General features: G+C 71.8%; 28 protein-coding genes and 1 riboswitch. Of the genes, 14 read left to right on the top strand and 14 right to left on the bottom strand.

The window, feature by feature from the left end:
• Positions 1-32: 32 nt before the first annotated feature.
• The gene (locus QFZ76_RS08895; protein WP_307673208.1) at positions 33-2,600 is read right to left on the bottom strand and encodes an ABC transporter permease; all 2,568 of its coding nucleotides are present in this window, start codon (positions 2,598-2,600) and stop codon (positions 33-35) included.
• A 4-nt stretch (positions 2,601-2,604) separates the two neighbouring features.
• Complete coding sequence (locus QFZ76_RS08890) at positions 2,605-3,441, bottom strand: ABC transporter ATP-binding protein (RefSeq protein ID WP_307673207.1); 837 nt, start codon at positions 3,439-3,441, stop codon at positions 2,605-2,607.
• Between the two features lie 208 nt (positions 3,442-3,649).
• Between QFZ76_RS08890 and QFZ76_RS08885 the strand changes: the two genes are divergently transcribed.
• On the top strand, positions 3,650-3,868 hold the full coding sequence (locus QFZ76_RS08885; protein WP_307673206.1) for a toxin-antitoxin system HicB family antitoxin: 219 nt from the start codon (positions 3,650-3,652) through the stop codon (positions 3,866-3,868).
• A 4-nt stretch (positions 3,869-3,872) separates the two neighbouring features.
• The gene (locus tag QFZ76_RS08880) at positions 3,873-4,247 is read left to right on the top strand and encodes a fic family toxin-antitoxin system, toxin component (RefSeq protein ID WP_307673205.1); all 375 of its coding nucleotides are present in this window, start codon (positions 3,873-3,875) and stop codon (positions 4,245-4,247) included.
• Between the two features lie 22 nt (positions 4,248-4,269).
• Here QFZ76_RS08880 and QFZ76_RS08875 read toward each other — a convergent pair whose 3' ends face one another.
• Positions 4,270-4,959: a class I SAM-dependent methyltransferase gene (locus QFZ76_RS08875; RefSeq protein ID WP_307673204.1), complete on the bottom strand. Its 690-nt coding sequence runs from the start codon at positions 4,957-4,959 to the stop codon at positions 4,270-4,272.
• Between the two features lie 72 nt (positions 4,960-5,031).
• A complete protein-coding gene (locus QFZ76_RS08870; protein WP_307673203.1) occupies positions 5,032-5,718 on the bottom strand; it encodes a triacylglycerol lipase in 687 nt (228 codons plus the stop codon).
• 114 nt (positions 5,719-5,832) lie between these two features.
• Between QFZ76_RS08870 and QFZ76_RS08865 the strand changes: the two genes are divergently transcribed.
• The gene (locus QFZ76_RS08865) at positions 5,833-8,169 is read left to right on the top strand and encodes a helix-turn-helix transcriptional regulator (protein ID WP_307673202.1); all 2,337 of its coding nucleotides are present in this window, start codon (positions 5,833-5,835) and stop codon (positions 8,167-8,169) included.
• Between the two features lie 10 nt (positions 8,170-8,179).
• On the opposite strand, the gene bioD is transcribed toward QFZ76_RS08865, so the two are convergent.
• The 3 genes from bioD to bioB are packed head-to-tail and all read right to left on the bottom strand — an operon-like array spanning position 8,180 to position 11,380.
• On the bottom strand, positions 8,180-8,896 hold the full coding sequence (gene bioD, locus QFZ76_RS08860) for a dethiobiotin synthase (protein ID WP_307673201.1): 717 nt from the start codon (positions 8,894-8,896) through the stop codon (positions 8,180-8,182).
• Positions 8,897-8,910: 14 nt separating this feature from the next.
• Positions 8,911-10,200 carry an adenosylmethionine--8-amino-7-oxononanoate transaminase gene (locus tag QFZ76_RS08855; RefSeq protein WP_307673200.1) on the bottom strand — a complete coding sequence of 430 codons (1,290 nt, stop codon included), beginning with the start codon at positions 10,198-10,200 and terminating at the stop codon, positions 8,911-8,913.
• Positions 10,193-11,380, bottom strand: coding sequence for a biotin synthase BioB (gene bioB / locus QFZ76_RS08850; RefSeq protein ID WP_307673199.1), 1,188 nt, complete (start codon positions 11,378-11,380; stop codon positions 10,193-10,195). Before bioB ends, QFZ76_RS08855 begins: the two co-directional genes overlap by 8 nt.
• A gap of 167 nt (positions 11,381-11,547) precedes the next feature.
• Between bioB and QFZ76_RS08845 the strand changes: the two genes are divergently transcribed.
• Positions 11,548-12,675 carry an 8-amino-7-oxononanoate synthase gene (locus QFZ76_RS08845; RefSeq protein ID WP_307673198.1) on the top strand — a complete coding sequence of 376 codons (1,128 nt, stop codon included), beginning with the start codon at positions 11,548-11,550 and terminating at the stop codon, positions 12,673-12,675.
• Between the two features lie 42 nt (positions 12,676-12,717).
• On the opposite strand, the gene QFZ76_RS08840 is transcribed toward QFZ76_RS08845, so the two are convergent.
• On the bottom strand, positions 12,718-12,948 hold the full coding sequence (locus QFZ76_RS08840; RefSeq protein WP_266443683.1) for a DUF397 domain-containing protein: 231 nt from the start codon (positions 12,946-12,948) through the stop codon (positions 12,718-12,720).
• 9 nt (positions 12,949-12,957) lie between these two features.
• Positions 12,958-13,818, bottom strand: a complete 861-nt coding sequence (locus QFZ76_RS08835; RefSeq protein ID WP_307673197.1) for a helix-turn-helix transcriptional regulator — start codon at positions 13,816-13,818, stop codon at positions 12,958-12,960.
• 214 nt (positions 13,819-14,032) lie between these two features.
• Here QFZ76_RS08835 and QFZ76_RS08830 point away from each other — a divergent pair, with 214 nt between their 5' ends.
• Positions 14,033-14,491 (top strand): ATP-binding protein, encoded by a 459-nt coding sequence (locus QFZ76_RS08830; protein ID WP_307673196.1) that lies wholly within the window; start codon positions 14,033-14,035, stop codon positions 14,489-14,491.
• 53 nt (positions 14,492-14,544) lie between these two features.
• Here the strand turns inward: QFZ76_RS08830 and QFZ76_RS08825 are convergent, their stop codons facing one another.
• The 4 genes from QFZ76_RS08825 to QFZ76_RS08810 all read right to left on the bottom strand — a co-directional run bounded on the left by QFZ76_RS08825 (position 14,545) and on the right by QFZ76_RS08810 (position 17,214).
• Complete coding sequence (locus QFZ76_RS08825; protein WP_307673195.1) at positions 14,545-15,108, bottom strand: DUF6328 family protein; 564 nt, start codon at positions 15,106-15,108, stop codon at positions 14,545-14,547.
• Between the two features lie 128 nt (positions 15,109-15,236).
• Positions 15,237-15,710, bottom strand: coding sequence for a C40 family peptidase (locus QFZ76_RS08820; protein WP_307673194.1), 474 nt, complete (start codon positions 15,708-15,710; stop codon positions 15,237-15,239).
• Between the two features lie 3 nt (positions 15,711-15,713).
• Positions 15,714-15,915: riboswitch (cyclic di-AMP (ydaO/yuaA leader) on the bottom strand.
• Between the two features lie 347 nt (positions 15,916-16,262).
• Entirely contained in the window at positions 16,263-16,571 is a 309-nt protein-coding gene (locus QFZ76_RS08815; RefSeq protein ID WP_307673193.1) for a hypothetical protein, read from the bottom strand.
• A 7-nt stretch (positions 16,572-16,578) separates the two neighbouring features.
• Entirely contained in the window at positions 16,579-17,214 is a 636-nt protein-coding gene (locus tag QFZ76_RS08810) for an ATP-dependent Clp protease proteolytic subunit (RefSeq protein ID WP_307673192.1), read from the bottom strand.
• A 63-nt stretch (positions 17,215-17,277) separates the two neighbouring features.
• On the opposite strand from QFZ76_RS08810, the gene QFZ76_RS08805 reads away from it, so the two are divergent.
• On the top strand, positions 17,278-17,556 hold the full coding sequence (locus tag QFZ76_RS08805; protein WP_307673191.1) for a type II toxin-antitoxin system Phd/YefM family antitoxin: 279 nt from the start codon (positions 17,278-17,280) through the stop codon (positions 17,554-17,556).
• A gap of 69 nt (positions 17,557-17,625) precedes the next feature.
• Here QFZ76_RS08805 and QFZ76_RS08800 read toward each other — a convergent pair whose 3' ends face one another.
• Positions 17,626-18,651, bottom strand: a complete 1,026-nt coding sequence (locus QFZ76_RS08800; RefSeq protein WP_307673190.1) for an ABC transporter permease — start codon at positions 18,649-18,651, stop codon at positions 17,626-17,628.
• A gap of 171 nt (positions 18,652-18,822) precedes the next feature.
• Here QFZ76_RS08800 and QFZ76_RS08795 point away from each other — a divergent pair, with 171 nt between their 5' ends.
• The 8 genes from QFZ76_RS08795 (at position 18,823) to QFZ76_RS08760 (ending at position 26,000) form a co-directional block, all read left to right on the top strand.
• Positions 18,823-19,452 (top strand): TetR/AcrR family transcriptional regulator, encoded by a 630-nt coding sequence (locus QFZ76_RS08795; RefSeq protein ID WP_307673189.1) that lies wholly within the window; start codon positions 18,823-18,825, stop codon positions 19,450-19,452.
• 155 nt (positions 19,453-19,607) lie between these two features.
• Positions 19,608-19,910, top strand: a complete 303-nt coding sequence (locus tag QFZ76_RS08790; protein ID WP_010355509.1) for an urease subunit gamma — start codon at positions 19,608-19,610, stop codon at positions 19,908-19,910.
• 15 nt (positions 19,911-19,925) lie between these two features.
• Complete coding sequence (locus QFZ76_RS08785) at positions 19,926-20,237, top strand: urease subunit beta (RefSeq protein WP_307673188.1); 312 nt, start codon at positions 19,926-19,928, stop codon at positions 20,235-20,237.
• Entirely contained in the window at positions 20,230-21,951 is a 1,722-nt protein-coding gene (locus QFZ76_RS08780; RefSeq protein ID WP_307673187.1) for an urease subunit alpha, read from the top strand. The genes QFZ76_RS08785 and QFZ76_RS08780 overlap by 8 nt, the downstream gene beginning before the upstream one ends.
• Positions 21,952-21,964: 13 nt before the next feature.
• Positions 21,965-22,639, top strand: coding sequence for an urease accessory protein UreF (locus QFZ76_RS08775; RefSeq protein WP_307673186.1), 675 nt, complete (start codon positions 21,965-21,967; stop codon positions 22,637-22,639).
• 186 nt (positions 22,640-22,825) lie between these two features.
• A complete protein-coding gene (ureG, locus tag QFZ76_RS08770; protein WP_307673185.1) occupies positions 22,826-23,503 on the top strand; it encodes an urease accessory protein UreG in 678 nt (225 codons plus the stop codon).
• The gene (locus QFZ76_RS08765) at positions 23,500-24,264 is read left to right on the top strand and encodes an urease accessory protein UreD (RefSeq protein ID WP_307673184.1); all 765 of its coding nucleotides are present in this window, start codon (positions 23,500-23,502) and stop codon (positions 24,262-24,264) included. Before ureG ends, QFZ76_RS08765 begins: the two co-directional genes overlap by 4 nt.
• Positions 24,265-24,404: 140 nt before the next feature.
• Positions 24,405-26,000, top strand: a complete 1,596-nt coding sequence (locus QFZ76_RS08760) for an alpha/beta hydrolase (protein ID WP_307673183.1) — start codon at positions 24,405-24,407, stop codon at positions 25,998-26,000.

The raw sequence follows: 26,000 nt of genomic DNA, 5'->3' as shown, positions 1-26,000 counted from the left end.
AGTAGGCGACTTGAGTACCCGTCCGGATTCCATCACTCGTGCGCGATGGCCGCCAGCACATTCATGCGGGATGCACGCAACGCGGGCAGCAGCGCCGCCACGACACCCACCACCGCCGAGCCGACGACGACCGCGACGATCGTGCCCCAGGGGATCGCGAGCGCGTTCATGCCCTGCAACGCCAGCACCTGCTGGGTGCATACGCCCCACACCAGCCCCAGCGCGAGCCCCAGGACGGCGCCGAACACCGCGATCACCACCGACTCCAGCCGGATCATCCGGCGCAGCTGACGCCGGGCGAGCCCGATGGCCCGCAGCAGACCGATCTCGCGGGTCCGCTCCACGACCGACAGAGCAAGGGTGTTGACCACGCCGAGGACCGCGATGACGATGGCCAGCCCCAGCAGCGCGTAGACGAGGTAGAGCAGGACCGCGATCTGGTCGTGGACCAGTTCCTTGTAGTCGGCCAGGTCGCGCACCTGCACCTGCGGGTACGGGTCGAGCGTCCGCTCCAGGTTGTCGCGCAGCTCGTCGGCGCTCAGTCCGGAGCCGGCGTTCACGTACAGCGCGGAGTCCTGGCCACCCGGCGCGAACTCCTCCAGGGTGTCCAGGCCGAAGTACAGACCGCCCTGGGTACCGAACCCCTCGGCGGCGTCCTGGTCGGTGAGGGCGCCGACCGTCAGTTCGGTGGTGCGTCCACCCTGGAACTCGACGGGGACCGTACTGCCGACCCGGACGCCGTGGTCCCGCGCGAAGTCCAGGTCCATGGCGAGGTTCCCGCCCGCGAGCGCGTCCTCGGTGTCGCCCTGCGCGTACGTGATGGTGGCGACCTCGTCGAGCTGCGGGTCGTAGGCCGCGGCGGTCGTCTCGACCCGGTCGCCGTCCGGCAGTCGTACCGCGACCGGGGTGAGCCGCGACCGTACGACGAGCCCCGCGCCCGGCGTGTCCCGCACCGCCTCGGTGACCTCCTGCGGGAAGGGCAGGAAGTTGCCGTTCTGCACGACGAAGTCGGCGCCCAGCGTCTCGTCGATCTGCTGGTCGAAGGACTCGCTCATCGAGGCGCTCGCCACCGACATCCCGCCCACCAGTGCCAGGCCCACCATCAGCGCGGCCGCGGTGGCGCCCGTGCGGCGGGGATTGCGCAGGGCGTTGCGCTGGCTCATCCGGCCGACGGACCCGAACAGCGCCGGGAAGGCGCCGCCGAGCACCCGGATCACCGGCCGCACCAGCAGCGGGCCCGCGATCACGGTGGCGAGAAGGGTGAGGATGATGCCGAGGCCCAGCAGGGAGGCCGCGGAACCGGTCTCGGACGCGGTGACGCAGCCGACGAGCGCGGCCGCGCCGAGTGCCGCGACGACACCGCCGACGATCGCCCGCGTCCGCAGCGGCCGGCCGATCCCGGCGATCTCGGCGTCCGCGAGGGCCGCCATCGGCGAGACGCCCGCCGCGCGCCGGGCCGGGAGGTAGGCCGCGACGAAGGTGACGCCGACACCGACGACGTACGCCGCCACCGGCGTGCCCCAGCCGATCACCATCTCGCTGGACTTGATGTTCATGCCGAGCGCGTTCATCAGCTCGATCAGCCCGGCCGCGAGCCCGATGCCGGTGGCCAGGCCCAGGGTGGAGCCGACCAGGCCGAGCAGCAGCGCCTCGGTGAGGACCGAGCGGCGCACCTGGCGCCGGTCGGCGCCCAGTGCGCGCAGCAGGCCCAGCTCGCGGGTGCGCTGCGCGATCAGCATCGAGAAGGTGTTGACGATGAGGAAAATGCCCACCAGCGTGGCGATGCCGGCGAAGCCGAGCATGACGTACTTGATGATGTCGAGGAATCCGCCGAGCTGTTCGACGTCCGACTCGGCCTGCTCGTCGGCGGTCCGGTAGTCGTAGGCGTCCGCGCCGAGCGCGGCGGTCACGCGCTGCTTCAGCTGAGCGTCGCTGACGCCCTCGTCGGCGTCGACCGAGATGCTGGTCGCGGCCTTCGCGTCGCCCAGCAGCTTCTCCCGCGCGGTCTCGGGGTCGAGGAAGAGCAGCGCGGCGCCGGGGTTGGTGGTGGTGAAGGTGGCGATGCCGACGACCTCGACCTTGAAGGAGCCCGGGCCCGCGATCACGCTGAGCGTGTCGCCGATTCTCACGTCCTTGCGGTCGGCGGTCTCCGAGTCGAGCATCGCCTCGGCCGGTCCGCGCGGGGCGTGTCCTGAAGTGAGCTCGACCGGGCTGCGTTCGTCAGGGTTCCAGTCGGTGCCGATGGTGGGGGCGCCGGTGGTCGGCCCGACGGTCTCGTTCTCGTCGTCGACGACGGTGATGTTCTCGACCTCGGCGTCCGAGCGGGCGGCGGCCACCCCGTCGATGGCGGCCACCCGGGCCGCGAGTTCGGCCGGCAGGGTGGCCGTCATGCCGGACGGCACGGCCTCGTCGAGGGTCTCCTTCGGGCTGACGGTGACGTCGGGCGCGGTCGTGGCGAAGAGCCGGTCGAAGGTCCGGCTGAGCGTGTCGGAGAAGATCAGGCTGCCCGCGACGAAGGCCACGGACAGGACGACGGCCAGCGCGGAGAGCAGCAGCCGTCCCTTGTGGGCGAGGAAGCTGCGGAGCGTCGCCTTCAGCACGGGATCAGTCCTTGTCGAGGGTGACGTCGGACGGGGTGCCCCCGTCTTCGGCGGTGAACGGAGCGGCCCGGGTCACGTCGAAGCGCTTCATGCGTTCGAGGACCGCCTCCGCGGTCGGCCGCTCCATCTCGTCGACGATCCGCCCGTCCGCGAGGAAGAGCACCAGGTCGGAGTGGGCGGCGGCGCCCGGGTCGTGACTCACCATGACGACGGTCTGCCCGAGCTGGTCGACCGCCTCGCGCAGGAAGCCGAGGACCTCCAGGCCCGCCCGCGAGTCGAGGTTGCCGGTCGGCTCGTCCGCGAAGATCAGTTCCGGCCGGGAGGCGAGGGCGCGGGCACACGCGACGCGCTGCTGCTGGCCGCCGGACAGCTGGGACGGCCGGTGTTTGAGCCGGTCCCGGAGCCCCAGCGTGTCGATGACCTGGTCCAGCCACTTCTCGTCGGGCTTCTTGCCCGCGATGTCCATCGGCAGGGTGATGTTCTCGGCCGCGTTCAGCGTCGGGATGAGGTTGAACGACTGGAACATGAAGCCGATCCGGTCCCGGCGCAGCCGGGTCAGCTCGCGGTCCTTCATCCCCGTGATCTCGGTGTCGCCGAGCCACACCTGTCCGGCGGAGACGGTGTCGAGGCCCGCCAGGCAGTGCATCATCGTGGACTTCCCGGAGCCGGACGGCCCCATGACCGCGGTGAACCGGCCGCGTGCGATGTCCACGTCCACCGAGTCCAGGGCCAGCACGGTCGTCTCGCCCGAGCCGTACGCCTTGGTCAGACCGCGGGCGCGGGCGGCGATCCCGTCGGCCGGTGCCTGGCCCGGCACGTGCTGAGCAGCGGGTGTGGACAAGGCTCTCTCCTCGCTCGTGGACGTCGCGCACTCCTGGTCCCGCCCGAGGGTAGTGTGACCGAGCCCACACCCGGTATCCCTCGTGGGGTCGAGTCGGTCTCCGTCGCAGGTCGGGTCCCTGATACCGATGTAAGGGGCACCTTCTCGGTCCGTGTGCGTGCCCTGACCCCTCTTGCGGGTGCTAGCAATCCGGCGCTAGCTTCAAGGTATGGCGAAGACCCAGCTGAACGTGCGCGTCGACGAGGGCACGGCCCGCGCGGCCCGCGAACGCGCCCTGGCCCGCGGGATGAGCGTCAACCGCTACATCGAGGAACTGGTCAGACAGGACACCGGCGAGGCGGGCCACACCTTCGTGGAGGCCGCCGCCGACTTCATGAAGCAGTACGAGAAGGTGTTCGCCGACGAGATCGGCGAAGGGCGCCGCTGATCCGTTGAGCAATCTCAGAATCGACCTCGCCTGGCTCCTGATGCTCGCCGAACAGCGGACCCCCGGAGACCCCCAGGTCACCGACTGGGGCGCCCTCGTCGCCGCTGTCGCGCGCCACCAGGCCGAGATATTCGACGCACCTGTCTACGACAGCCCGCACGCGCGTGCCGCCGCCCTGCTCCAACTCCTCGTCCACGTCCCCGCGTTGGAGCGCTCCAACGCCCTGTTCGCCTCGGCCGTGGCGTACGCCTACCTGGTGGCCAGCGGCCTCAAGGTCGTCACCTCGCCCGAGCAGGTGCGTGAACTGGCCCGGCTGGTCAAGAGCGGCGCGGCGTCCGTGCACGACATCGCGCAGGAGCTGCGCCGGTGGAGCGAGTGATGTACGCCGGTGGGGCGAGTGATCATGGCTCCTGCGACGTGGGGCGCCACGCGGTGCCCAGCACACAGTAGGACGTGGGCAGCCTCGGGCCCTTCTCGGGCATCAGCAGCTGCCGGTAGGGGCCGAGCTCGAACCCGGCGTCCCGCAGGGCGGCGATCGGTTCCCGGGCCACATGGCAGCCACCGCTCAGCGGCGGCCACAGCGTGCGGTCCAGTGCGCGCTGGGTGAGACCCATCGCCCGGCCGCCGCCCCTGCCGTGCTCGAAGAACCGCACCTCGCCACCGGGCCGCAGGACCCGCCGTATCTCGCCGAGGGCCCGCGGCACGTCCCGCACGCTGCACAGCACCAGCGAGATCACCGCCGCGTCGAAGGCCTCGCTCTTGACCGGCAGCGCCTCCGCGGCGCCCGGCACCACGTCGACCGGCACCCCGGAGCGCAGGGCCGCCTCCACGGCCAACTTCCGCAGTACGCGCTCCGGTTCGATGGCCACCACCTCCGAGACGGTGCCCGGATAGTGCGCGAAGTTCAGGCCGTTTCCCGCGCCGATCTCGATGACCCGCCCGGACAGGCCGGACAGCAGCCGTTCGCGCACGCCGCCCATGCCCATCTTGGACTCGGCGCTCACACTGATCCGGGCGTAATACCGGGCGAACAGCGGGTGGTGGACGGGATCACGGGACACCTTGCCGGATCGCGCGGACCGCAGCGGCATGGCAACCTCCCTGGCAGGCGGGCCTCACCAGAATTGTCCCCCGTACGAGCCCGTCGCACCCCCCGCAGTCCCTCACTCCACGAAGTCGCGCACCTGCTCGTAGACACCGTGGTCGTTGTTCATGTCGGTGTGCGACACGCAGCCGACCTCGACATTGGTGGCGCCGTTCAGGATCGCCGTGGTGTCCGGGGTGAGCGCGTCGTCGCAGTTCGACCAGTAGCTCGCGTACGACACACTGCCCGGTGTCTCGTCGCCGGAGTTCAGCGAGGTGAGGAAGGAACTGCCGGTGTACATCTCCGCACAGGAGGTGTACAGCCACGAGCACCACGAGGCGGTGGACGTGCCGTGGTTGGTGCCGGCGGTCGAGACGAAGTCGTCGACGTACGCCGTCCCGCCGAGGTTCTTCAGGTAGTAGCGGGAGCTGAGCGCGCCCATCGAGTGCACGACCAGGTCGACCTTCGAGGCGCCGGTCCGGGCGAGCACGTTCTGGATCTCGGTGGCCAGTTGCCGGGCGGTCGTCACGTTCGACTGGGACCAGCTGTACGACCAGGCGTCCAGCTCCGCGGCGGTGTAACCGTCGGCCCTGAAGTAGCCGGCCCAGTCGTCCCAGCTGCTGGACGAACTGCTCAGGCCGTGCACGAAGACGATCGGGTTGTGGGTCGCGGCGTGCGCGGGGGCCGCGGCCAGGGAGAGTGACAGAAGGAGCGGTGCCGTCACGGCCGACACGGCCGCGGCGATGCGACGCTTGGAGCGCTGCATGAAGCCTCCTGATACGGGTGGGGTTGTCAGGAGTGTCAGGCCGGTCTACGCGCGCCGCATCGGCGAAATCGCCGGTCTTTACGGGTGAATTAACGCGCCAGTAACGTCAAGGGCGTGGTGACTCCGGTGAACCCCCAGCCCCGCGAGCGCACTTCGCCACCGCTGCGCACGGACACGTGCAAGCGGCCGGCACCCGTGCTTGCCGAAGGCGTCCGCGTCCGAGTGCTGCGTGCCGTGTACGGCGATCCGCGCGCCGCCGCCGAACTCGTACCGCTGCTCACCGAACGGCAGTCGGCGGGCCTGGACCCCCTGCCGACGGAACCGGCCGAACTGGCCCCCGCCCTGCTGCGCGCACACCGCGCGGAGACCCAGGCGCTGCCCGACGACACCCGCCTGCTCCTGCTCCTCGCGGCGGCCGACCAGTACCCGGTGCCCACCCACGCCTTCCTGCGCGCCGTCACGGCCGCCCGCCTCGACACCCGGCCGCTGGAGGCCGCCGAGAAGGCCGGGGTCGCGCAGGCCACGGCGGGCGGGGTCGTCTTCAGGGACGCCTGGACCAGGATCGCCGCGTACGAGACCGGCTCCCCGGCGGACCGGCGCGTCGTTCACCGGCTGCTGGCCCGCGTGCTGCGCGGCGACGGCGAGACGTCCGGCCGCTCCTGGCACCGCGGCGCGGGCGCGCTCGGCCCGAGCGGCCGGCTCGCGGCGGAACTGGGCACTGCGGCGCGCGGAGCGCAGGCCGCGGGCCGGCTCCTCTCGGCCCGGGCCCTCGCCGAACGCGCGGCCGCGCTCAGCCCCGACACGGGCGAACAGTCCCGCCTCCTCGCCCTCGCGGCCGCGTGCGCCTGGCACTCCGGTGACGGCGACCGCGCCCGCCGGCTGGCCGCCGCCGGCCACGAGGAGGCACTGGCCGGCATCCTCGCCCTGCGGGCGGGCAACGCCTCGGAGGCGTTCGACGCGTTGCTGGGGGCAGCGGTGCGCAGGGCGGCGGGTCAGGGCAGGGGAGGCGACCGCCCTGACGCCTCGTCCGGCGACGGCGACGGCGACGGCGCGGACGCCGGTGGCGAGTTGCGCCGTACGCCGTCCGTGGCTGTGGTGCGGGGCGGGCAGGCTGCCTCGTCCGCCGGCTCCCAAGTGCGCGCCCCCGACCCCGCCGCCCAACTCCTCGCCCGTGCCACCGAAGCCGCCATCTACACCGGTGACCTGCGTCGATGCCGTGAGGCGGCGCGGGCCGCCGACCGGCTGGGGATCGTGCTGCCCGGGACGCTCGGTGGGCTGGCCGCCGCCTTCGACGGGCGGTACGAGGACGCGCGGGATCTGCTGATGGCGGCGGCCGGGCGGTGCGGTCCCGGTGGGGACCCCACCCTGCTCATCCACGCCGGCATCGCCGCGCTGCTGCTCGGAGACCACACCCGGGCCGCCACCGCCACCCTCCGCGCGGACGCCTCGGCCCGGGCTCGGGGCGCCACGGCCACCGTGGTGCAGGCGATGGAGTTCCGGGCGTACGCCGACTTCTGGACGGGGCGCCCGAGGGCCGGGGAGGCCGCCGCGGCGGACGCGCTGAGGGAGGCGTACGCCACCGGTCAGGACAACGGCGCCTGTCATCTGCAGGCCGCGCTCGCCATGTTCGCGGCGGTCACCGGCGACGCGGACGTCTGCCGCGAACGCGCCGCGACCGCACGGACGTACGCCCTCGCCCGCGGCCTCGGCCTGCCCGCCGCGCTCGCTCAGTGGGCGCTCGCCTACCTCGACCTCAGCACCGGCCGCTTCGCCGCTGCGGCGGCCCGGCTGCGCGCCCTCGCCGGGTTCGGCCCCGGTCACGGTCACCGCGCGATCCGGCACCTGGCCACCCCGCACTACGTCGAGGCCGCCGTCCGCACCGGCGACTCCCGGGTCGCGCGGGTCGCCCACGCCGACTACCACCGGTGGGCGAGCGCGGTGCTCAGCCCCGACGACCTGGCCCTCAGCGCCCGCTGCCGGGCCCTGTTGGCGCCGGGCGAGGAGGCCGTGGAGCACTACCGCTGCGCACTCGACCTGCACTCCCACGGCACCCGGGACTTCGAACGCGCCCGCACGGAGCTGCTGTTCGGCAGCGCACTGCGCCGGCTGCGCCGCCGTACCGAGGCACGCGACCGTCTCCACAGCGCCCTGGAGGCGTTCGACTCCTTCGGCGCACCGCACTGTGCGGCCCAGGCCCGCACCGAACTGCGTGCCCTGGGCGCGCCGACGGCACCCGCCCACACCGCCCCCGACACCCCCACGGCCCGCCTCACCGCCCAGCAGCTCCGGGTCGCCCGGATGGCCGCCGAGGGCGCCACCAACCGCGAGATCGCCGACCGCCTCGCGCTCAGCCCGCGCACGATCGACCACCATCTGCGGGGTGTCTTCACCCGGCTTGGCATCCGCTCCCGCATCGAACTGGTGAGGCTCCTCGCGGAAGCCGGCGACTAGGGCCCGGGGCCTAGGGAGCCTCCTGCCTCCAGAACGCCTCCGCGTCCCACGTCCCGTCCAGCCGCGGCGCCAGCCAACCCGGCGCCGCGGTACGGAAGTCGGCGGGATCGAGGGCCCCGGCACCGGCGGGCAGGGCGCCCAGCAGCGGGGCCCCGGACACGTCCGGCAGGTCCGCCAGATTGCAGCGCGAGGCGAGATCGGGTGCGTCGGGCCAGCTGCCGATCAGGATTCCGGCCAAGTCGAGCCCCTGCCTACGGAGTTCACGGGCCGTCAGTTCCGTGGTGTTCAGCGTGCCCAGGCCCGCCGACGCCACCACCAGCACCGGCGCCGCCAGCAGCGCGGCCGCGTCGGCCAGTGTCCCGCCCGCCGCGTCGAACCGCACGAGCAGTCCGCCCGCTCCCTCGACCAGCACCAGGTCGTGCTCGGTGGCCAGCTTGGCGGCGGCCTCGGCGACCTCCTGGGGACGCACCGGCGCCCGCCCCGCCCGCCGCGCGGCCGTGGCCGGTGCCAACGGCTCGGGATAACGGGCAAGTTCGGCGGCCGTCACGGCACCCGCGAGCCGCGCCACCTCGGCGGCGTCCCCCGGCTCGTCCGGCCGTACGCCCGTCTGCGCGGCCTTGAGTACGGCCACCGAGCGTCCGGCGGCGAGTGCGGCGGCGGCCACGGCGGCCGTCGCGATCGTCTTGCCGACCTCCGTGCCCGTGCCCGTGATCACCAGTACCGGCATGTCATCCCTCCCGCTCACCCTTCGCGCGCCGCCGCGCACACCGCACGCGCGATCCGTGCCACGTCCGCGTCGCCCGTGACATACGGCGGCATCGTGTAGACGAGGTCGCGGAACGGCCGCAGCCACACGCCCTCGCGCACGGCCGCTTCCGTGGCCGCCTTCATGTCCACGGCGTGGTCGAGCTGCACGACCCCGATGGCGCCGAGGACGCGGACGTCCTTCACACCCGGGATGGCAAGAGCGGGCGCCAGCCCGTCCCGCAGCCCCGCCTCGATCCGCTTGACCTCCGCGAGCCAGTCCTGGCCCAGCAGCAGCTCGATCGAGGCGCAGGCGACCGAGGCGGCGAGCGGGTTGCCCATGAAGGTCGGGCCGTGGGCGAGGACCGGGACCTCGCCGCGCGAGATGCCGTCGGCCACGCGCGCGGTGCACAGGGTGGCCGCCATGGTCATATAGCCGCCGGTCAGCGCCTTGCCCACGCACATCACGTCCGGGGTCACCGCCGCGTGCTCCGCCGCGAACAGCGCGCCGGTGCGGCCGAACCCGGTCGCGATCTCGTCGAACACCAGCAGCACGCCGTTCGCGTCACACGCCTCGCGCAGCACCCGCAGGTACGCGGGGGAGTGGAACCGCATCCCGCCCGCGCCCTGCACCACCGGCTCGACGATCACCGCGGCCAGCTCGTCGGCGTGCCGCTCGATCAGCGCGCGCAGCCGGTCGGCGTACGACTCCTCGTACTCCGCCGGCGGCGGGTCCGCGAACACCTGGCGCTGAAGCACCCCGGACCACAGCTCGTGCATCCCGCCCTCGGGGTCGCACACCGACATGGGCTGCCAGGTGTCGCCGTGGTAGCCGCCGCGCCAGGTCAACAGGCGCTGCTTGGCAGGCCGTCCCAGCGAGCGCCAGTACTGCAGGCACATCTTGACCGCGACCTCGACCGACACCGACCCGGAGTCGGCGAGGAAGACATGCTCCAGGCCGTCCGGCGATATGTCGACAAGGAGCTTCGCGAGCCGTACGGCGGGCTCGTGGGTGAGCCCGCCGAACATCACGTGGCTCATCCGCCCGAGCTGCTCGCGCGCGGCCTCGTTGAGCACCGGGTGGTTGTAGCCGTGGATGGCCGACCACCAGGACGACATGCCGTCAACCAGCTCGCCCGAGCCGTCGGCCAGGCGCAGCCGTACCCCGCTCGCCGACTCCACGACGAGCGGTTCCTGGCGGCCGGGCATGGGACCGTACGGATGCCAGACGTGCCGCCGGTCCAGCTCCAGCAACTCGGCGACAGGCAGGCCGGTCAGGTCAGGCATTGGGCGCGAGGTCCGTTCCGGCGCCTCGACGGCGTACGGCCACCAGGTCCGTACGAGGCTCGCCCGCAGGCGCGGCGGCCGGAGCTGCGGCCGGAGCGGACCTGCACGCGCCGCCGCCCTCGTGCGACCCGCACCCGCCGCCGCCCTCGTGCGACCCGCACCCGCCCCCGGCAGTCACCCGGTGCTCCGGCAGCGTCACCTGGTCGGTGCCCTCCACCTCGAACCCGGCGTCCGCGATCATGTCCAGGTCGGCCTTGCCGGCCTGGCCCTCCGTCGTGAGGTAGTCGCCCAGGAAGATCGAGTTGGCCAGGTGCAGGGCGAGCGGCTGCATCGAGCGCAGATGGACCTCGCGGCCGCCCGCGATGCGCACCTCGACGTCCGGGCAGACGAACCGGACCATCGCCAGGATCCGCAGGCAGCGCTGCGGGGTGAGGTTCCACTCCTTGGCGAGCGGGGTGCCCTCGACCGGGATCAGGAAGTTGACCGGCACCGAGTCCGCGTCCAGCTCGCGCAGCGAGAAGACCACGTCGATCAGGTCCTCGTCGCGCTCGCCCATGCCCGCGATCAGCCCGGAGCAGGCGGACAGCCCGGCCGCGTGCGCCTTCTGCACGGTGTCCACCCGGTCGGCGTACGTGTGCGTGGTCGTGATGTCCCCGTACGTCTCCTCGGACGTGTTGAGGTTGTGGTTGTAGGCGTCCGCGCCCGCCGCGCGCAGCCGCTCCGCCTGGCCGTCGGAGAGCAGGCCGAGGCAGGCGCACACCTCGACGCCCTCGTTCTGGTCCTTGATCGCCTTGATGGTGTCGGAGACCCGGTCCACGTCCCGGTCGGTGGGCCCGCGCCCGCTGGCCACCAGACACACCCGTTTGGCGCCTCCCGCCAACCCGGCCGCGGCGGCCTTCGAGGCGTCGTCGGGCTTGAGCCAGGTGTACTTGAGGATGCCGGCCGTGGAGCCGAGCCGCTGGGAGCAGTAGGAGCAGTCCTCCGGGCACAGGCCCGACTTGAGGTTGACCAGGTAGTTGAGTTTCACGCGTCGCCCGAACCAGTGCCGGCGCACCTTGCCGGCCGCGGCCACCACATCGAGCAGGTCGTCGTCGGAAGTGGCGAGGACGGCCAGCGCCTCCTCGCGGGTCGGCAGCTCGCGCCGAAGCCCCTTGTCCACCAGCGTGTTCAGCAGGTCCATGAGAGCCGATCCTGTCTTACGGAGCCGCCTTCGGCCAAGGAGAGTTCGCACAACTCAGACGCTTCGACGTGTGGGTATTGCCACATCATGGGGGTCTGGCAGTCCCGCTAGTGTCTGTGGACTGCCTACAAATCACCGGCACTGTCTACCCATTCCCTGGAGGGCCGATGGCGTTCGCCTGGATCGACGAGCAGGCCGAGCTGCGCCGCCGCGCCGGACTCGTACGGACGCTGCGCCCCCGCCCCTCCGACTCCCCGCTCCTGGACCTGGCGAGCAACGACTACCTGGGCCTGGCCCGGCACCGGGAGGTCACCGAGGGCGCGGCGCGGGCCGCGCGGACCTGGGGCGGCGGCTCGACCGGCTCCCGGCTCGTCACCGGCACCACGGAGCTCCATCAGGAACTGGAACGCGAGCTGGCCGACTTCTGCGGCTTCGAGGCGGCGCTCGTCTTCTCCTCGGGCTACGCGGCCAACCTCGCCGCGGTCACCGCGCTGGCGCCGCACGGCTCGTTGATCGTCTCCGACGCGGGCAACCACGCCTCGCTCATCGACGGCTGCCGGCTGGCCCGCGGGAGCACGCAGGTCGTCGCGCACGCCGACCCGGACGCCGTACGCAAGGCGCTCCTGACCCACGAGGGATCCGCCGTCGTCGTCTCCGACACGGTTTTCTCCGTCGACGGCGACGCGGCCCCGCTGGCCGCGCTCGCCGAAGCGTGCCGGGAGCGCGGCGCGGGGCTGGTGGTCGACGACGCCCACGGCCTCGGCGTCCTCGGCGACGGCGGCCGCGGCGCCCCGCAGGCGGCGGGCCTCGCGGGCGCCGACGATGTCGTCGTGACGGTCACGCTGTCCAAGTCGCTCGGCAGTCAGGGCGGTGCCGTCCTCGGCCCCGCCCGGGTGATCGACCACCTGGTCAACGCGGCCCGGACGTTCATCTTCGACACCGGCCTGGCCCCCGCGGCGGCGGGCGCGGCCCTGGCGGCCGTGCGCCTGCTGCGCCGCGAGCCGGAGCGGGCGGCGCGGGCGCGCACGGTCGCCGCCGAGCTGCACGCACGCCTGAGCGCCGCGGGTCTGGAAGCGGTACGTCCGGACGCCGCGGTCGTCTCCGTGCGCGCACCGTCCCCGGAGGGTGCCGTGCGCTGGGCGGCCGACTGTCGTGCGCAGGGGCTGGTCGTGGGCTGCTTCCGTCCTCCTTCCGTGCCCGACGGCATCTCCCGGCTGAGGCTGACCGCCCGCGCGGACCTCTTGGACGGGCAGATCGAACGCGCTGTACGGGTGATCGGCGAGACGCGACCGTGAGTCGGCGTGGCACGGCCGTGCGCCGCCGGACGGCGGAACGGGTCAGATGTGGTGGACCGCGGCCGTGAAACCCGCCCAGCTCTCGGGGGAGAAGAGCAGCGCGGGTCCGGCCGGGTTCTTCGAGTCGCGCACGGCGAGCAGTCCCGCCGAGTGCCCGGCCACGAGCCGGGCGGTCTCGACGCAGTTGTTCGCTCCCGTGCTGTAACTGCTGCGCAGCCACCGCAGGCCGGGCAGATCAGTACCGGAAAGTACGTGCCGAGGCAGGGCAGACATGGTGCCTCCTTACGCGCCGTCACCTATAGCGGCGATGTAGTCCAACGAGTCCTCGGGCGAAAGGGCGTGGAACTGAAGGGCGTTGAAGGCCTCGGTGTAGGCCTGGAGGTCTTCTTTCCGCTCGAGATAGAGGCTACTCGTCAAGTGGTCGAGAACAACCACATCCAGATCAGATGTGCGCGAAAATGAGAAAATAACGAAAGGGCCGGTGACGCCGATGTGCGCGCCGGCCGCGAACGGCAGTACCAGCAACCGCACTTGGGGCAGCCGCGCCGCTTCCACCAGCCGTGCCAGCTGCCGCGCCATGATGTCGGGGCCGCCCACCTCCCGCCGGAGCACGGCCTCGTCCAGGACGGCTCTCAGCTCCAGCGGCGGATGCGAACGCAGCACGTCCTGCCGGGCCAGGCGCACCTCGACCAGGGCGTCCAGCTTCTCCTCGTCCAGCCCGTCCACCGCCGCCTTCGTCACCGCCCGGGCGTACTCGGGGGTCTGTAGAAGCCCGGGCACCACAGAGGTCTCCAGGGTGCGCATCGCGCTCGCCTGCGACTCCAGGCTGATGAAGTCCCGGTAGGTCGGCGGCAGCACCCCGCGGTACGCGTGCCACCAGTGGTGGCGGCCGCCGCCCTCGTCGGATCCCGCCAACATCAGCAGCAACTCCCGTAGTTGGGAGTCGTGCACCCCGTAGGCGTCGAGGAGTAACCGAACATCGGCCGGTTTCACACCGCTCGCGCCGGTCTCGATCCGGCTCACCTTGGACTGGTGCCACCCCACGAGCCGGGCCGCCTCACCACTCTTGAGCTCCGCACCGGTGCGCAGCGCACGCAGTTCGGCGCCCAGCTTCCGGCGGCGCACCGCGGGACCGTGCTGCATGGGGCTACTCCTTACTCCAACCGAGGCACCCAAATACGCTCTGCCGTCGCAGAGTTCACCGCTTCGAGCGACAGATATATGCATATCTTGGTGGATCGCCACCCCTGACCGCCCAGGTGATGGCACCCTGGCGACGAAGCACCAGTCCGGGACCGTACTCGAACCTCCGCCTTCGCGTCGGACTCCGGTCCCGCGGGAAAGGGACGACGTCGTCATGGCAGACCACCTGGAATCATCCGTCACTCTGCCGAGCGCTCCCGCTTCGGTCTCCGCGGCCCGCTCCTACGTGCTCACCACCCTGGCCGAGTGGGGTCTGCCCGCGGAGACGGAAGCGGCCGACACCATCCGCCTCATCGTCTCCGAACTCGCCACCAACGCCGTACAGCACACCTTCGGGCAGTCACCCACCTTCACGGTGGACATCGTGCTCGACCGTGACGAACACCTGCGCATCGGTGTCACCGACAGCCACCCGCGCTTCCCGAAACGACTGCCGGCCGCCGTCCAGCAGGACAACGGCCGCGGCATGGTGATCATCCGCTGGCTGACCGCCGAGTGCGGCGGCAAGCTGAGAGTCCGGCCCACCCGCGAGGGCGGCAAGACCGTGTCGATCGAAGTGCCGTGGACCGTACCGGCCGAACCGGTACCGGCGGCCGGCCAGCAGGAGCCGTAACCCTCACACCGGCGGGCCGGACCCGGGATGGGGGCGCTGCCGGCGCCAGGGGGTCATCGGCGGCGCGCCGACAGTTCTCGGTGCGGCACTCCTCCTCGCACCGGTGTGGGCGGCCTGACGGCCGTCCGGGGCGTGTCCGCCCGTACGGCCCGGCTCACCAGACGCGGCAGCAGCCACCACAGGCACAGACACACGAACAGGGTCGCCCCGCCCGCGGCCAGCCCGCCGGCCCGGCCGGTCGTCACGTCCACCACGAGCAGCACCGACCCGGTGAACGCGAGCACCAGCACCCCCATGCCGAGGGTGGCGAGCCGCGAGGAGACCTGGACTATGCGGGGCTTGGCGCCCTTCTGGAAGAGCGAGCGGTGCAGGGCGGCGGGCGCGGTGAACAGTGCCGCCGCGAGGACCGCCAGCAGGAGCGTGACGACGTACGTGGTGCGCTGGACCGTGTCGAGCGACGGGAAGCGCGGCGTGAAGGCCAGCGTCAGCAGGAAGGCGAAGAGGATCTGCACCCCGGTCTGCGTGACGCGCAGTTCCTGGAGCAGTTCGCCGAAGTTGCGGTCGGCGCGCTCCAGCGGGGTCTCGTTGCGTGCGGTGCAGGGACTGTGGTCGGCCATGGACGGACGAGTAACCATCTCAGCCCGTGTCACGCGTCCTGAGAGCCCCGGAGCGTCCCTGGGGAGCCCCTGAGAGCCCCGGAGGGGGCGACGGCGGGTCAGGTCGCCGCCGCCCCCCCGAGGGTGGGTCACTTGACCCGGCCGTACCAGACGCTCTTCGTCCAGAGCTTCTGCAGTCGCACCACGTCCCCGGTCTTCGGGGCGTGCCAGATCTTCCCCTTCCCGGCATAGATGCCGACGTGGTACACGTTCGACCCCGAGTGGAAGAACACCAGGTCTCCGGCCTTGCGGCTCCCGGAGGAGATGTGGCGCGTCTTGTTGTACTGCTGGGCCGCCGTGCGGGGGAGCTTCTTGCCCGCCTTCTTGAACGAGTACAGCGTGAGCCCGGAGCAGTCGAAGCGACGTGGTCCGGTGGCACCGTACTTGTACGGGGAACCCTTCTTGGACGCGGCGATCTGAAGTGCCTTCGTCGCCGGCGTGGCGGCCGCGGCGTCGGACGCGACACCCGGGACCACGACGGAGCCGCCCATCGCGGCGATGGTGAGGGCCGAGGCCGTACCGGCTCGGACCATGAGCGACGGGACACGATTGAGCGCAGTCATGCGCAACCCTTCGTCAGCCGCCTGTGAAGGATGACCTGTCGGATTCGGGCTGGCGAAGTTGCCCGGCCGCTGCTGCGGCTTCACCCCAAGGGCAGCTCGGCGCGGTCATGGCGTGACCGTTCCGGCGACCCGTCGTGCTTGGGTCCTCCACTCCTGCCGATCCACTTCTGTCGACCTGTCATCCGGGCAGCGGCAGGACTCGGCGTCCGCCCGGATCGCCCCGCCGCTGTGGCGGGGTCTTGTCGTCAGACAGGGATCTTGGCTCACGGATGTCCGAAAATCCCAACGGAACCGATGGTTTGTGTTGTTACTCACCACTCACCCGTTCGGGTGGACACCCCAGTGTTCGAAGGGGTGTCCAGGGATCCGTGGACGCCCGGACCAGCACCGGAACGCCTCATTCCGCCCTGAGGTCATGCGTGTTGCGCAACTGTGACGGGCCCGTAAAAGGACGCGCGACTACTCCAAAAGGCGGTACGCCATTTGGTCCGTTTCGGCGCCGGTCCGGACGCTCCGTCAGGAGGACGGAAGGCCGGACCGGCTGTGGGTGCGTCAACTGTCGGAGAGCGGCGGCAGTGTGACGCGAGCCGCGCGGCGCTCCCCGTCCAGCACGCGCAGCGCACGCGCCAGCGTGTCGGCGTGCAGCTCGGTCTCGCCCCGACGGTGCATCAGGGCCAACGCGTCCCGCAGCTCGGCCGCCTTGGTGACCAGTGCCTGCGCGGCCCGCAGCCCGCGGTACGTGTCGCCGTGGTGGGCCGGGTTGATCCGGCCGAGCAGGTCGACCACGTCGAGGTAACGGTCGATCAGTTCGCCCTCGGCGCGTGTCAGGGCCGGCAGGGGCGGCAGTTCGGGTGGGAGCACCGGCCGCTCACCTCCCGGTGGGCGGGGCGATCGTCGTCCTACGGCTGGGGATGATCCGGTCCGCGAGGCCGTACTCCAGCGCTCCCGGCGCGTCCAGGATCTTCTCGCGCTCGATGTCGGCGTTCACCTGTTCCGGGCTGCGGTGGGTGTGCTTGACGAGCAGTTCCTCCAGGCGGGAGCGCACGCGGAGCAACTCGTCGGCCTGGATGGCCAGATCGCTGGCCTGCCCCTGCACCGGCTCGTACACGGCGGGCTGGTGGATCACCACGCGCGCACCCGGCAGCAGGTTCCGCTTGCCCGGAGTGCCCGCCGCCAGCAGCACCGCGGCGGACGAACCGGCCTGCCCCAGACACGTCGTCTCCACGTCACAACGGACGTACTGCATCGTGTCGTAGATCGCGGACATCGCGCTGAACGAGCCCCCGGGGGAGTTGATGTACAGCGAGATGTCCCGGTCCGGGTCCTGGTACTCCAGGTACATGAACTGGGCCATCACGTCGTTCGCCGAGGTGTCGTCGATCTGCGTCCCGAGGAAGACGATCCGCTCTTCCAGGAGCTTCGAGTACGGATCCATCGACTTGTGCCCGTAGCTCGTGCGCTCGGTGAACTCGGGCAGCACGTAGCGGGCGGATGGTCGGGTCATGGGTGCCCCTCCTTCGGCGTCTGTAAAAAATGTACAGGATGTACGTGACGTTATGATGGGGGTATGGCCTACGAGATTCCGGTGACGCAAGCCAGAGCTGAACTCGCCGACCTGATCAACCGGGTGGTGTACGGCGGTGAGCGGGTGGTCGTGACGCGGCACGGCAAACCCCTCGTCGCCCTGGTTTCCGCCGCCGACCTCGAACGGCTGGAGGAGTTCCAGGAGCCCGCGGAGGAGCAGGTGATCAGCGCGGTCTCCAGCGTCCGCGAGGTCGCGTCCGCTCCCCGCGAACAGCAGCGCTTCGGCATCGCGGCGCACCACCGGGGGCACGGCCCGTCCTAGGGACGACGAGACCGTGCACCCCCGTCCGCTACAGCGGGGGTGCACGGTCGGGCCGGTGTGGTCGGCCGGTCAGCCGACGGCCACGGGCTCCCGCTCGGGCGCGGGCTCGGCGCGCTTCGTACGCGCCGTGAGCGCGCTTCCCAGCAGTACGGCGCCCAGACCCAGCGCGGCCCACCAGGCGAGCGTCAGGGCGGGCCCGGTCGCCGCCGCGCCGTCGAAGAAGGACACCGAGCGCAGCAGGCTCGTCCCCGCGCCCGGCGGCAGCCACTGGCCGATCGTCCCGAACGGCTCGGGCAGCATCTGCGGCGCGGTGGCCGCCCCGGAGAACGGGTTGCCGAACAGCATCACGACGCCCGCGGCCACCCCGACGCCGGCCTGTCCCAGAAGGGCGGCCAGCCCGGCCACCGTCGCCCCGACGGCCAGCGTGGACAGGGCGAACGATCCCGCCTCCGCCCACCAGTCGCCTGCGAGGACGCCCAGCCAGCTGTGTGCGAGGGCGGCGGCCACCACGCCGACCAGGGCCGCGGCGCCGACGAGTGCGCCGACGGCACGCAAGCCACGCAGTCCGAGCAGGGTCACCGCAGCGCCTGCCGCGATGCCGGCCAGGGCGAGCGGCAGCACGCTCGCGTTCAGTGCCGAGCCCCGCGGGTCCGCCTCGGGGGCGGCCACCACGTCGACCGTCCTGACCTGCGCACCCGAGGCGGCGGCCTGCTCGGCCACCGTCTGCTGGAGCAACTGGGCGACGAACGGGCTCGCCGCGGAGGCGGTCAGCAGCTCGGTGCCCTGGGGGGTGACCACGACCGCGCCGTATACGGTCCGGTCCTCGACGGCGTCCCGGGCGGCGGCCTCGTCGGCGTAGCGGTGGATCTCGAACGCGCCTTCGTGCTGTGCGAGTTGTTTCTCCATCTGGGCCGTCGCGGCGGCCGGCCCGGCGACGCCGAGCGGCAGGTCCCGAGGTGCGGTGCGGGCCGCGGGCCAGGCGAAGGCCCACAGGGCGAGTGCCGCGAGCAGCGGGACCAGGACCGCCACGGCGACCATGCGGCGGCCGTGCGGCAGGGGCCGGGGCTCGGCCTGGGTGGCGGAGGGGGTGGACATGGGGTTGTGCTCCTCGGGTCGGGGCGCTTCTCTCGTCGACGGCGGAGGCCGAAGAGAGGGCTGCGCCAAAAGCCTGCGGTAAAAAGAAGGATCGTTCGTTTTAGGTTGTTCCCACCGTCCCGTCGTGACGTCCTTCTTGTCAAGAAGGAACGTTCGTTTTAGGTTGGGGCCATGGCCCGTGTATCCCAGGAGCACCTCGACGCCCGTCGCCGCCAGATCCTCGACGGCGCCGCGCTCTGCTTCGCCCGCAACGGCTTCCACGCCACGTCCATGCAGGACGTGCTGAAGGAGGTCGATCTCTCGGCCGGAGCGGTGTACCGCTACTTCAGTGGCAAGGAGGAGCTGATCGCCGCGATCGTCGGCGAGGTGCTCGGGTCGGTCCGGGACGCCTTCGAGGGGGCGGTGAAGCAGAGTCCGCCTCCGCCGCCCGACGTCCTCGTCGGCGCTGTACTGGGCCGGACGCTCGCCACGAGGGCGTCGCTGACCGTCGACGGCGAACCGGCCTTCCCGCGGCTGATCGTCCAGGTGTGGGCGGAGACGCTGCGCAACCCGGAGCTGGCCGCCACCCTGCGGAACGGCTATGCCGCTGTCGGTGAGGCCTGGACGCGGGTCGTCGAGGCGTACCAGGACGCCGGGATGATGCGGGCGGACCTGCCCGCGGAGCATGTCGTGCGCACCATGATCGCGACCGTCCAGGGGTTCGTCGCGCAGCAGTCGCTGCTGGGGCCGGCCCCGGTCGAGGTTCTCCAGAACGGACTACGCGCGTTGATGAGCATGTCGGCACCCCACAAAGAGGCCTGAACGGATCAAGAAAGTGGGCTGAACGGATCACAGCTCGGTTAACTTGCTTGAAACCCGGTCCAACTAGCCTGCCGATCCACGCCACCAGGGACGTTGCCCGGGGGCTGCGGCAGCCGGACCCCGCACGGTCCGGAGCGAGGACTGTGAGGTGGGACGTGCAACTGACCCCGCACGAGCAAGAGAGGCTGCTGATCCATGTGGCGGCCGACGTGGCCGAGAAGCGCCGGGCCCGCGGGCTGAAGCTCAACCACCCCGAGGCGGTCGCGCTCATCACGTCGCACATCCTCGAGGGCGCGCGTGACGGCCGTACGGTCGCCGAGCTCATGGCCTCCGGACGCAAGCTGCTCACCAGGGACGACGTCATGGAGGGCATCCCCGAGATGATCCACGACGTCCAGGTCGAGGCGACCTTCCCGGACGGCACCAAGCTCGTCACCGTCCACGACCCGATCGTCTGACGGGCAGGAGCCGCCATGATTCCCGGAGAGTTCCTGTTCGCTTCAGGCCCGATCGTCTACAACGAGGGGCGCGAGGTCACCGCGCTGACCGTCCTCAACGCCGCCGACCGGCCCGTCCAGGTCGGCTCCCACTACCACTTCGCCGAGGCCAACCCCGGTCTGGAATTCGACCGCGGCGCCGCACGCGGCAAGCGGCTCAACATCGCCGCCGGCACCGCCGTGCGCTTCGAACCCGGGATCCCCGTCGACGTCGAACTCGTCCCGCTCGCCGGCGCCCGTGTGGTGCCCGGGCTGCGCGGGGAGACCGGAGGTGCCCTCGATGCCTGAGATCTCGCGTGCCGCGTACGCCGACCTGTTCGGCCCCACCACCGGCGACCGCATCCGGCTCGCCGACACCGACCTGCTCGTCGAGATCGAGGAGGATCGTTCCGGCGGTCCCGGCCTCGCCGGTGACGAGGCCGTCTTCGGCGGCGGCAAGGTCATCCGCGAGTCCATGGGCCAGTCGCGTGCTACGCGCGCAGACGGCACCCCGGACACGGTCATCACCGGCGCTGTGATCATCGACCACTGGGGGATCGTCAAGGCCGACGTCGGCATCCGCGACGGCCGGATCACCGGCATCGGCAAGGCCGGCAACCCCGACACCATGGACGGCGTCCACCCCGACCTGGTGATCGGCCCCGAGACCGAGATCATCGCCGGCAACGGGCGGATCCTGACCGCCGGCGCCGTCGACGCGCACGTCCACTTCATCTGCCCGCAGATCGCCGACGAGGCGCTGTCCGCCGGCGTCACCACCCTGGTCGGCGGCGGCACCGGTCCGGCGGAGGGCTCGAAGGCGACGACCGTGACGCCCGGCCCCTGGCACCTGGCCCGGATGCTGGAGGCGATGGAGCAGTACCCGCTCAACATCGGCTTCCTCGGCAAGGGCAACACCGTCTCCCACGAGGCGATGCTGTCCCAGATCCGCGGCGGCGCCCTCGGCCTCAAGCTGCACGAGGACTGGGGTTCGACCCCGGCCGTCATCGACGCCTCGCTGACCGTCGCCGACCGCACCGGCATCCAGGTCGCCATCCACACGGACACGCTGAACGAGGCGGGGTTCGTCGGCGACACCCTCGCCGCGATCGCCGGACGCGGCATCCACGCCTACCACACCGAGGGTGCGGGCGGCGGGCACGCGCCGGACATCATGACCGTGGTCTCCGAGCCGCACGTGCTGCCCAGTTCGACGAACCCGACGCGGCCGTACACCGTCAACACCGCCGAGGAACACCTCGACATGCTGATGGTCTGCCACCACCTCAACCCCGCCGTCCCGGAGGACCTCGCCTTCGCCGAGTCCCGGATCCGGCCCTCCACCATCGGCGCGGAGGACATCCTCCACGACCTGGGCGCCATCTCGATCATCTCCTCCGACGCGCAGGCCATGGGCCGGGTCGGCGAGGTCATCATGCGCACCTGGCAGACGGCCCACGTGATGAAGCGGCGGCGGGGCGTGCTGCCGGGCGACGGACGCGCCGACAACCACCGGGTACGTCGCTATGTCGCCAAGTACACGATCAACCCGGCCGTCGCTCAGGGCCTCGCCCACCAGGTCGGCTCGGTCGAGACCGGCAAGCTCGCCGACCTCGTGCTGTGGGAGCCCGCGTTCTTCGGGGTCAAGCCGCACCTCGTCGTCAAGGGCGGCCAGATCGCGTACGCGCAGATGGGCGACGCCAACGCCTCCATCCCGACACCGCAGCCGATCCTGCCGCGCCCGATGTTCGGTGCGATCGGGCGGGCGCCGGCCTCGAACTCCTTCAACTTCGTGGCGCCGCTCGCCATCGAGGACGGGCTGCCGGAGCGGCTGCAGTTGGGGAAGCGCTTCGTCGCCATCGAGTCGACGCGTGGCGTCACCAAGGCCGACATGCGGGAGAACGACGCGCGGCCCCGCGTCCAGGTCGATCCCGACAGCTTCGCCGTGCACATCGACGGCGAGCTCGTCGAGGCGACTCCGGCCGCCGAACTGCCCATGGCCCAGCGCTACTTCCTCTTCTGACGGCGCGGATCCGATGTCACGAGCAGCACTTCTTGTTCTCGCCGACGGCCGCTTCCCCGCCGGAGGGCACGCGCACTCCGGCGGCGCCGAGGCGGCCGTCAAGGCCGGGCGTGTCACCGGGGGCGCGAGCCTTGAGTCCTTCTGCCGGGGGCGGCTGCACACGACCGGGCGGGTCTCCGCGGCGCTGGCCGCGGCGGCCGTACTCGGTGTCGATCCCGCGGAGTTGGACGCGGCGGCCGATGCGCGGACGCCGTCGCCCGCACTGCGGGTCGCCGCGCGGAAGCTGGGCCGCCAGCTGATGCGGGCCGCGCGGGCGACCTGGCCGTCCGAGGAACTCGACGCCCTGGCGCGGGAGTTTCCCAAGGGGGCGCATCAGCCGGTCGTGCTGGGCCTGGCGGCTCGGGCGGCGGGGCTGGGGGCGCTTGACGCCGCCTACTGTGCGGCGTACGAGAGTGTCAGTGGGCCGGCGTCGGCCACGGTGCGGTTGTTGAGTCTGGATCCCTTCGATGCGACCGGGGCGCTGGCTCGGCTGGCGCCGGAGCTGGATCGCGTCGCGGATCAGGCGGTGGAGGCGGCGCGGATGGTTGTCGACGAGGGGGTCGATGCCTTGCCCGCGGCTTCCGCTCCGTTGTTGGAGATCTCCGCCGAGGTGCATGCCGCCTGGCCCGTACGGCTCTTCGCGTCGTAGGAGGTTGTTCGCCCCCGCCGCCCCTACCCGTCCCATCACCAGGGGCTCCGCCCCTTCGACCCCGCCAGGGGGCTTCGCCCCCGGACGCCCGTCGGCCCTGAACGGGCCTCGTCCTCAAACTCCCCCGGAGGGGGGTACCCCAGACGGGCTGAATACAGCCGACCTCGCGCAAAAGGAGCCGCCCCCATGCATCTCGACCACTCCCTCGACGGCCCCGCCGCCGTCAGTGCCGACGCTCATCGTCCCGACGGCTCGCACCGGGCCCTGCGGATCGGGCTCGGTGGGCCTGTCGGGTCCGGGAAGACGGCCACCGTCGCCGCGCTGTGCCGGGCCTTGCGTGACGAGTTGTCCCTCGCTGTCGTCACCAATGACATCTACACGCGCGAGGACGCCGAGTTCCTGCTGCGGGAGGCCGTGCTGCCGCCCGAGCGGATCACCGCCGTGGAGACCGGCGCCTGTCCGCACACCGCGATCCGGGACGACATCTCCGCCAATCTCGAAGCGGTGGAGGACCTGGAGGACGAGGTCGGCCCGCTGGATCTCATCCTCGTCGAGTCCGGCGGCGACAACCTGACCGCCACCTTCTCCAGAGGGCTCGTCGACGCACAGATCTTCGTGATCGACGTGGCCGGCGGGGACGACATCCCGCGCAAGGGCGGCCCGGGCGTCACCACCGCCGACCTGCTCGTCGTCAACAAGACCGACCTCGCCCCGTACGTCGGCTCCGACCTGGCGCGGATGGCCGCCGACGCCAAGGCGCAGCGGGCCCAACTGCCGGTCGTCTTCCAGTCGCTCAGGACCGAGCCCGGCGTGCGGGACGTCGCCTCCTGGGTGCGGGCGCAGCTCGCCGCGTGGACGGCATGACCGCGGCCGGGACCGGGGTGCGGGCCACCGCGCGGATGCTCGCGCGGGACGACGGCCGCGGCGGAACGTCCCTGCCCGTCCTCGAGGGCGACGGGCCGCTGGCCCTGCGGCGGACCCGGGGAAGCGGCAGCGAGGCACACGTCATGCTCGTCGGCGCGATGAGCGGCCCGCTCGGCGGGGACCACTTCACCGTGGAGGCCGGGGTGGAGACCGGGGCCCGGCTGCGCGTCGGGTCGGCCGCCGCCACCATCGCACTGCCGGGCCAGGCCAAGGGCGAGTCCCGCTACGACGTCCGGCTCACCGTCGCCGACGGCGGCGAACTGCGCTGGCTGCCCGAGCAGTTGATCTCCGCGCACGGCAGCGACCTGTACGTCACGACCCGTGCCGACCTCGGTGCCACGGCCCGGCTCGTCCTGCGCGAGGAGCAGGTGCTCGGACGCGCCGGTGAGGAACCGGGCCGGCTCGGCAGCCGGCTGGTCGTACGGATCGCGGGGCGTACCGTGCTCGACCAGGAGCTGTCCTGCGGTCCCGGGGCGCCGGGCGGCTGGGACGGACCCGCCGTGCTCGCGGGGCATCGGGCCGTGGGCCAAGTCGTCATCGTACGGCCGGAGTTCGCGGACCAACCGGTGACGGCCCGGGTGCTGGGGGAGGGGGCCGCGATCATGCCGCTCGCGGGGCCGACCGCGCTGGTGACCGCCGTGGCGCCAAACGCGCTGAAGCTTCGGCGGATACTCGACGAGGCGCTGACGACCCTCGGTTGAAAACGGCGGCGCGGACCGCCAAGCGAACGTCTCAGTCCGGTTATCGGATTGGCAAAGAAGGTCAACAACCCCTGTCCTCAGGGAGCTCACAGCCGAGAGGATCTCCGTACCGATCACAACGACGTACGGGGAGGCCCCACTTGAGGGACAAGAGAGCGACGAGGCGGACGGCCGCGTTCGGTTCCGCCGGAGTGCTCGTCACGGCGACCCTGATAGCCGGGGCCGTCGCGGCGCCCACCGCGAGCGCGGACACCCGCCACGGCCAGGACCGCGAGGCCCGCGGCGCCGCGATCGCCGCCGCCAAGGCCGAGAAGACCGGGATCGACTGGCAGGACTGTCCGGCCGACTGGGGCCTGGAGAAGCCGATCCAGTGCGGCTATGTCACCGTGCCGCTCGATTACGCCAAGCCGTACGGCAAGCAGATCAAGCTCGCCGTCGACAGGATCGGCAACACGGGCACGAAGGAGGAGCGCCTGGGCGCCCTCGTCTACAACCCGGGCGGGCCGGGCGGCTCCGGCCTGCGCTTCCCGCGCCGGGTCACCACCAAGGCGCCCGTCTGGGCCAACACGGCCAAGGCGTACGACTTCGTGGGCTTCGACCCGCGCGGCGTGGGCCACTCGGCGCCCATCTCCTGTGCCGACCCGCAGGAGTTCGTCAAGGCACCCAAGATGGACCCGGTGCCGGACTCCGAGGCCGACAAGCTGGCCCAGCGCAAGCTGGCCCGCGAGTACGCCGAGGGCTGCTACGAGCGCAGCGGCGAAATGCTGCCGCACATGACCACGCCGAACACCGCGCGCGACCTGGACGTCATCCGTGCCGCCCTGGGCGAGAAGAAGCTCAACTTCCTCGGCGTCTCCTACGGCACCTACCTCGGCGCGGTCTACGGCACCCTGTTCCCGGGCCATGTCCGGCGCATGGTCGTCGACAGCGTCGTCAACCCCTCGCGGGAGAAGATCTGGTACGAGGCCAACCTCGACCAGGACGTCGCCTTCGAGGGCCGCTGGAAGGACTGGCAGGACTGGGTCGCCGCCAACGACGCCGTCTTCCACCTCGGTGACAGCCGCGCCGAAGTCCAGGCGAAGTGGCTGGAGTTGCGGGCAGCGGCCAAGAAGAGCCCCATCGGCGGGGTCGTCGGACCGGCCGAGCTGCTCGGCTACTTCACGGGTGCCCCGTACTACGACTCCTCGTGGATTCCGGTCGCCACCGTCTTCAGCAAGTACTTCGCCGGAGACACCCAGGCGCTCGTCGACGCGGCCGCCCCCGACCTGACTGACACCGCGGGCAACATCACCGCGGAGAACGGCAACGCCGTCTACACGGCCGTCGAGTGCACCGACGCCAAGTGGCCCACCAGCTGGAAGAAGTGGGACCGGGACAACACGCGGCTGCACCAGGACTACCCGTTCCTGACCTGGTCCAACGCCTGGATGAACCTGCCGTGTGCGACCTGGCCGGTCAAGCAGCAGACCCCGGTGGACGTGAAGACCGGCAAGGGGCTGCCGGGCGTGCTGATCGTGCAGGCGGAGCGTGACGCCGCCACCCCGTACGGCGGCGCCGTCGAACTGCACAAGCGCTTCAAGGGCTCCCGCCTGATCACCGAGAAGGGCGCGGGCTCCCATGGCGTGACCAGCCTGGTCAACCCGTGCATCAACGAGCGGGTGGACGCCTACCTGCTCACCGGCAAGCTGGACGCCGCCGACGTGACGTGCGCACCGCACGCGACGCCGAAGCCGTAA

It is taken from the genome of Streptomyces sp. V4I2, assembly GCF_030817655.1.
Lineage (GTDB): Bacteria > Actinomycetota > Actinomycetes > Streptomycetales > Streptomycetaceae > Streptomyces > Streptomyces plumbiresistens.
This window is presented reverse-complemented; position numbering and strand designations above follow the sequence as displayed.

What these genes read in the sequence shown, in the direction of transcription:
- bioD (WP_307673201.1), bottom strand. Translation starts at nt 8,896, where the DNA reads ATGCCGGTACTGGTGATCACGGGCACGGGCACGGAGGTCGGCAAGACG.
- QFZ76_RS08820 (WP_307673194.1), bottom strand. Translation starts at nt 15,710, where the DNA reads ATGACTGCGCTCAATCGTGTCCCGTCGCTCATGGTCCGAGCCGGTACG.
- QFZ76_RS08870 (WP_307673203.1), bottom strand. Translation starts at nt 5,718, where the DNA reads ATGCAGCGCTCCAAGCGTCGCATCGCCGCGGCCGTGTCGGCCGTGACG.
- bioB (WP_307673199.1), bottom strand. Translation starts at nt 11,380, where the DNA reads ATGGACCTGCTGAACACGCTGGTGGACAAGGGGCTTCGGCGCGAGCTG.
- QFZ76_RS08765 (WP_307673184.1), top strand. Translation starts at nt 23,500, where the DNA reads ATGACCGCGGCCGGGACCGGGGTGCGGGCCACCGCGCGGATGCTCGCG.
- QFZ76_RS08795 (WP_307673189.1), top strand. Translation starts at nt 18,823, where the DNA reads ATGGCCCGTGTATCCCAGGAGCACCTCGACGCCCGTCGCCGCCAGATC.
- QFZ76_RS08855 (WP_307673200.1), bottom strand. Translation starts at nt 10,200, where the DNA reads ATGCCTGACCTGACCGGCCTGCCTGTCGCCGAGTTGCTGGAGCTGGAC.
- QFZ76_RS08840 (WP_266443683.1), bottom strand. Translation starts at nt 12,948, where the DNA reads ATGTCTGCCCTGCCTCGGCACGTACTTTCCGGTACTGATCTGCCCGGC.
- QFZ76_RS08825 (WP_307673195.1), bottom strand. Translation starts at nt 15,108, where the DNA reads ATGGCCGACCACAGTCCCTGCACCGCACGCAACGAGACCCCGCTGGAG.
- QFZ76_RS08845 (WP_307673198.1), top strand. Translation starts at nt 11,548, where the DNA reads ATGGCGTTCGCCTGGATCGACGAGCAGGCCGAGCTGCGCCGCCGCGCC.
- QFZ76_RS08805 (WP_307673191.1), top strand. Translation starts at nt 17,278, where the DNA reads ATGGCCTACGAGATTCCGGTGACGCAAGCCAGAGCTGAACTCGCCGAC.
- QFZ76_RS08885 (WP_307673206.1), top strand. Translation starts at nt 3,650, where the DNA reads ATGGCGAAGACCCAGCTGAACGTGCGCGTCGACGAGGGCACGGCCCGC.
- QFZ76_RS08775 (WP_307673186.1), top strand. Translation starts at nt 21,965, where the DNA reads ATGTCACGAGCAGCACTTCTTGTTCTCGCCGACGGCCGCTTCCCCGCC.
- QFZ76_RS08785 (WP_307673188.1), top strand. Translation starts at nt 19,926, where the DNA reads ATGATTCCCGGAGAGTTCCTGTTCGCTTCAGGCCCGATCGTCTACAAC.
- QFZ76_RS08835 (WP_307673197.1), bottom strand. Translation starts at nt 13,818, where the DNA reads ATGCAGCACGGTCCCGCGGTGCGCCGCCGGAAGCTGGGCGCCGAACTG.
- QFZ76_RS08780 (WP_307673187.1), top strand. Translation starts at nt 20,230, where the DNA reads ATGCCTGAGATCTCGCGTGCCGCGTACGCCGACCTGTTCGGCCCCACC.
- QFZ76_RS08810 (WP_307673192.1), bottom strand. Translation starts at nt 17,214, where the DNA reads ATGACCCGACCATCCGCCCGCTACGTGCTGCCCGAGTTCACCGAGCGC.
- QFZ76_RS08800 (WP_307673190.1), bottom strand. Translation starts at nt 18,651, where the DNA reads ATGTCCACCCCCTCCGCCACCCAGGCCGAGCCCCGGCCCCTGCCGCAC.
- ureG (WP_307673185.1), top strand. Translation starts at nt 22,826, where the DNA reads ATGCATCTCGACCACTCCCTCGACGGCCCCGCCGCCGTCAGTGCCGAC.
- QFZ76_RS08875 (WP_307673204.1), bottom strand. Translation starts at nt 4,959, where the DNA reads ATGCCGCTGCGGTCCGCGCGATCCGGCAAGGTGTCCCGTGATCCCGTC.
- QFZ76_RS08830 (WP_307673196.1), top strand. Translation starts at nt 14,033, where the DNA reads ATGGCAGACCACCTGGAATCATCCGTCACTCTGCCGAGCGCTCCCGCT.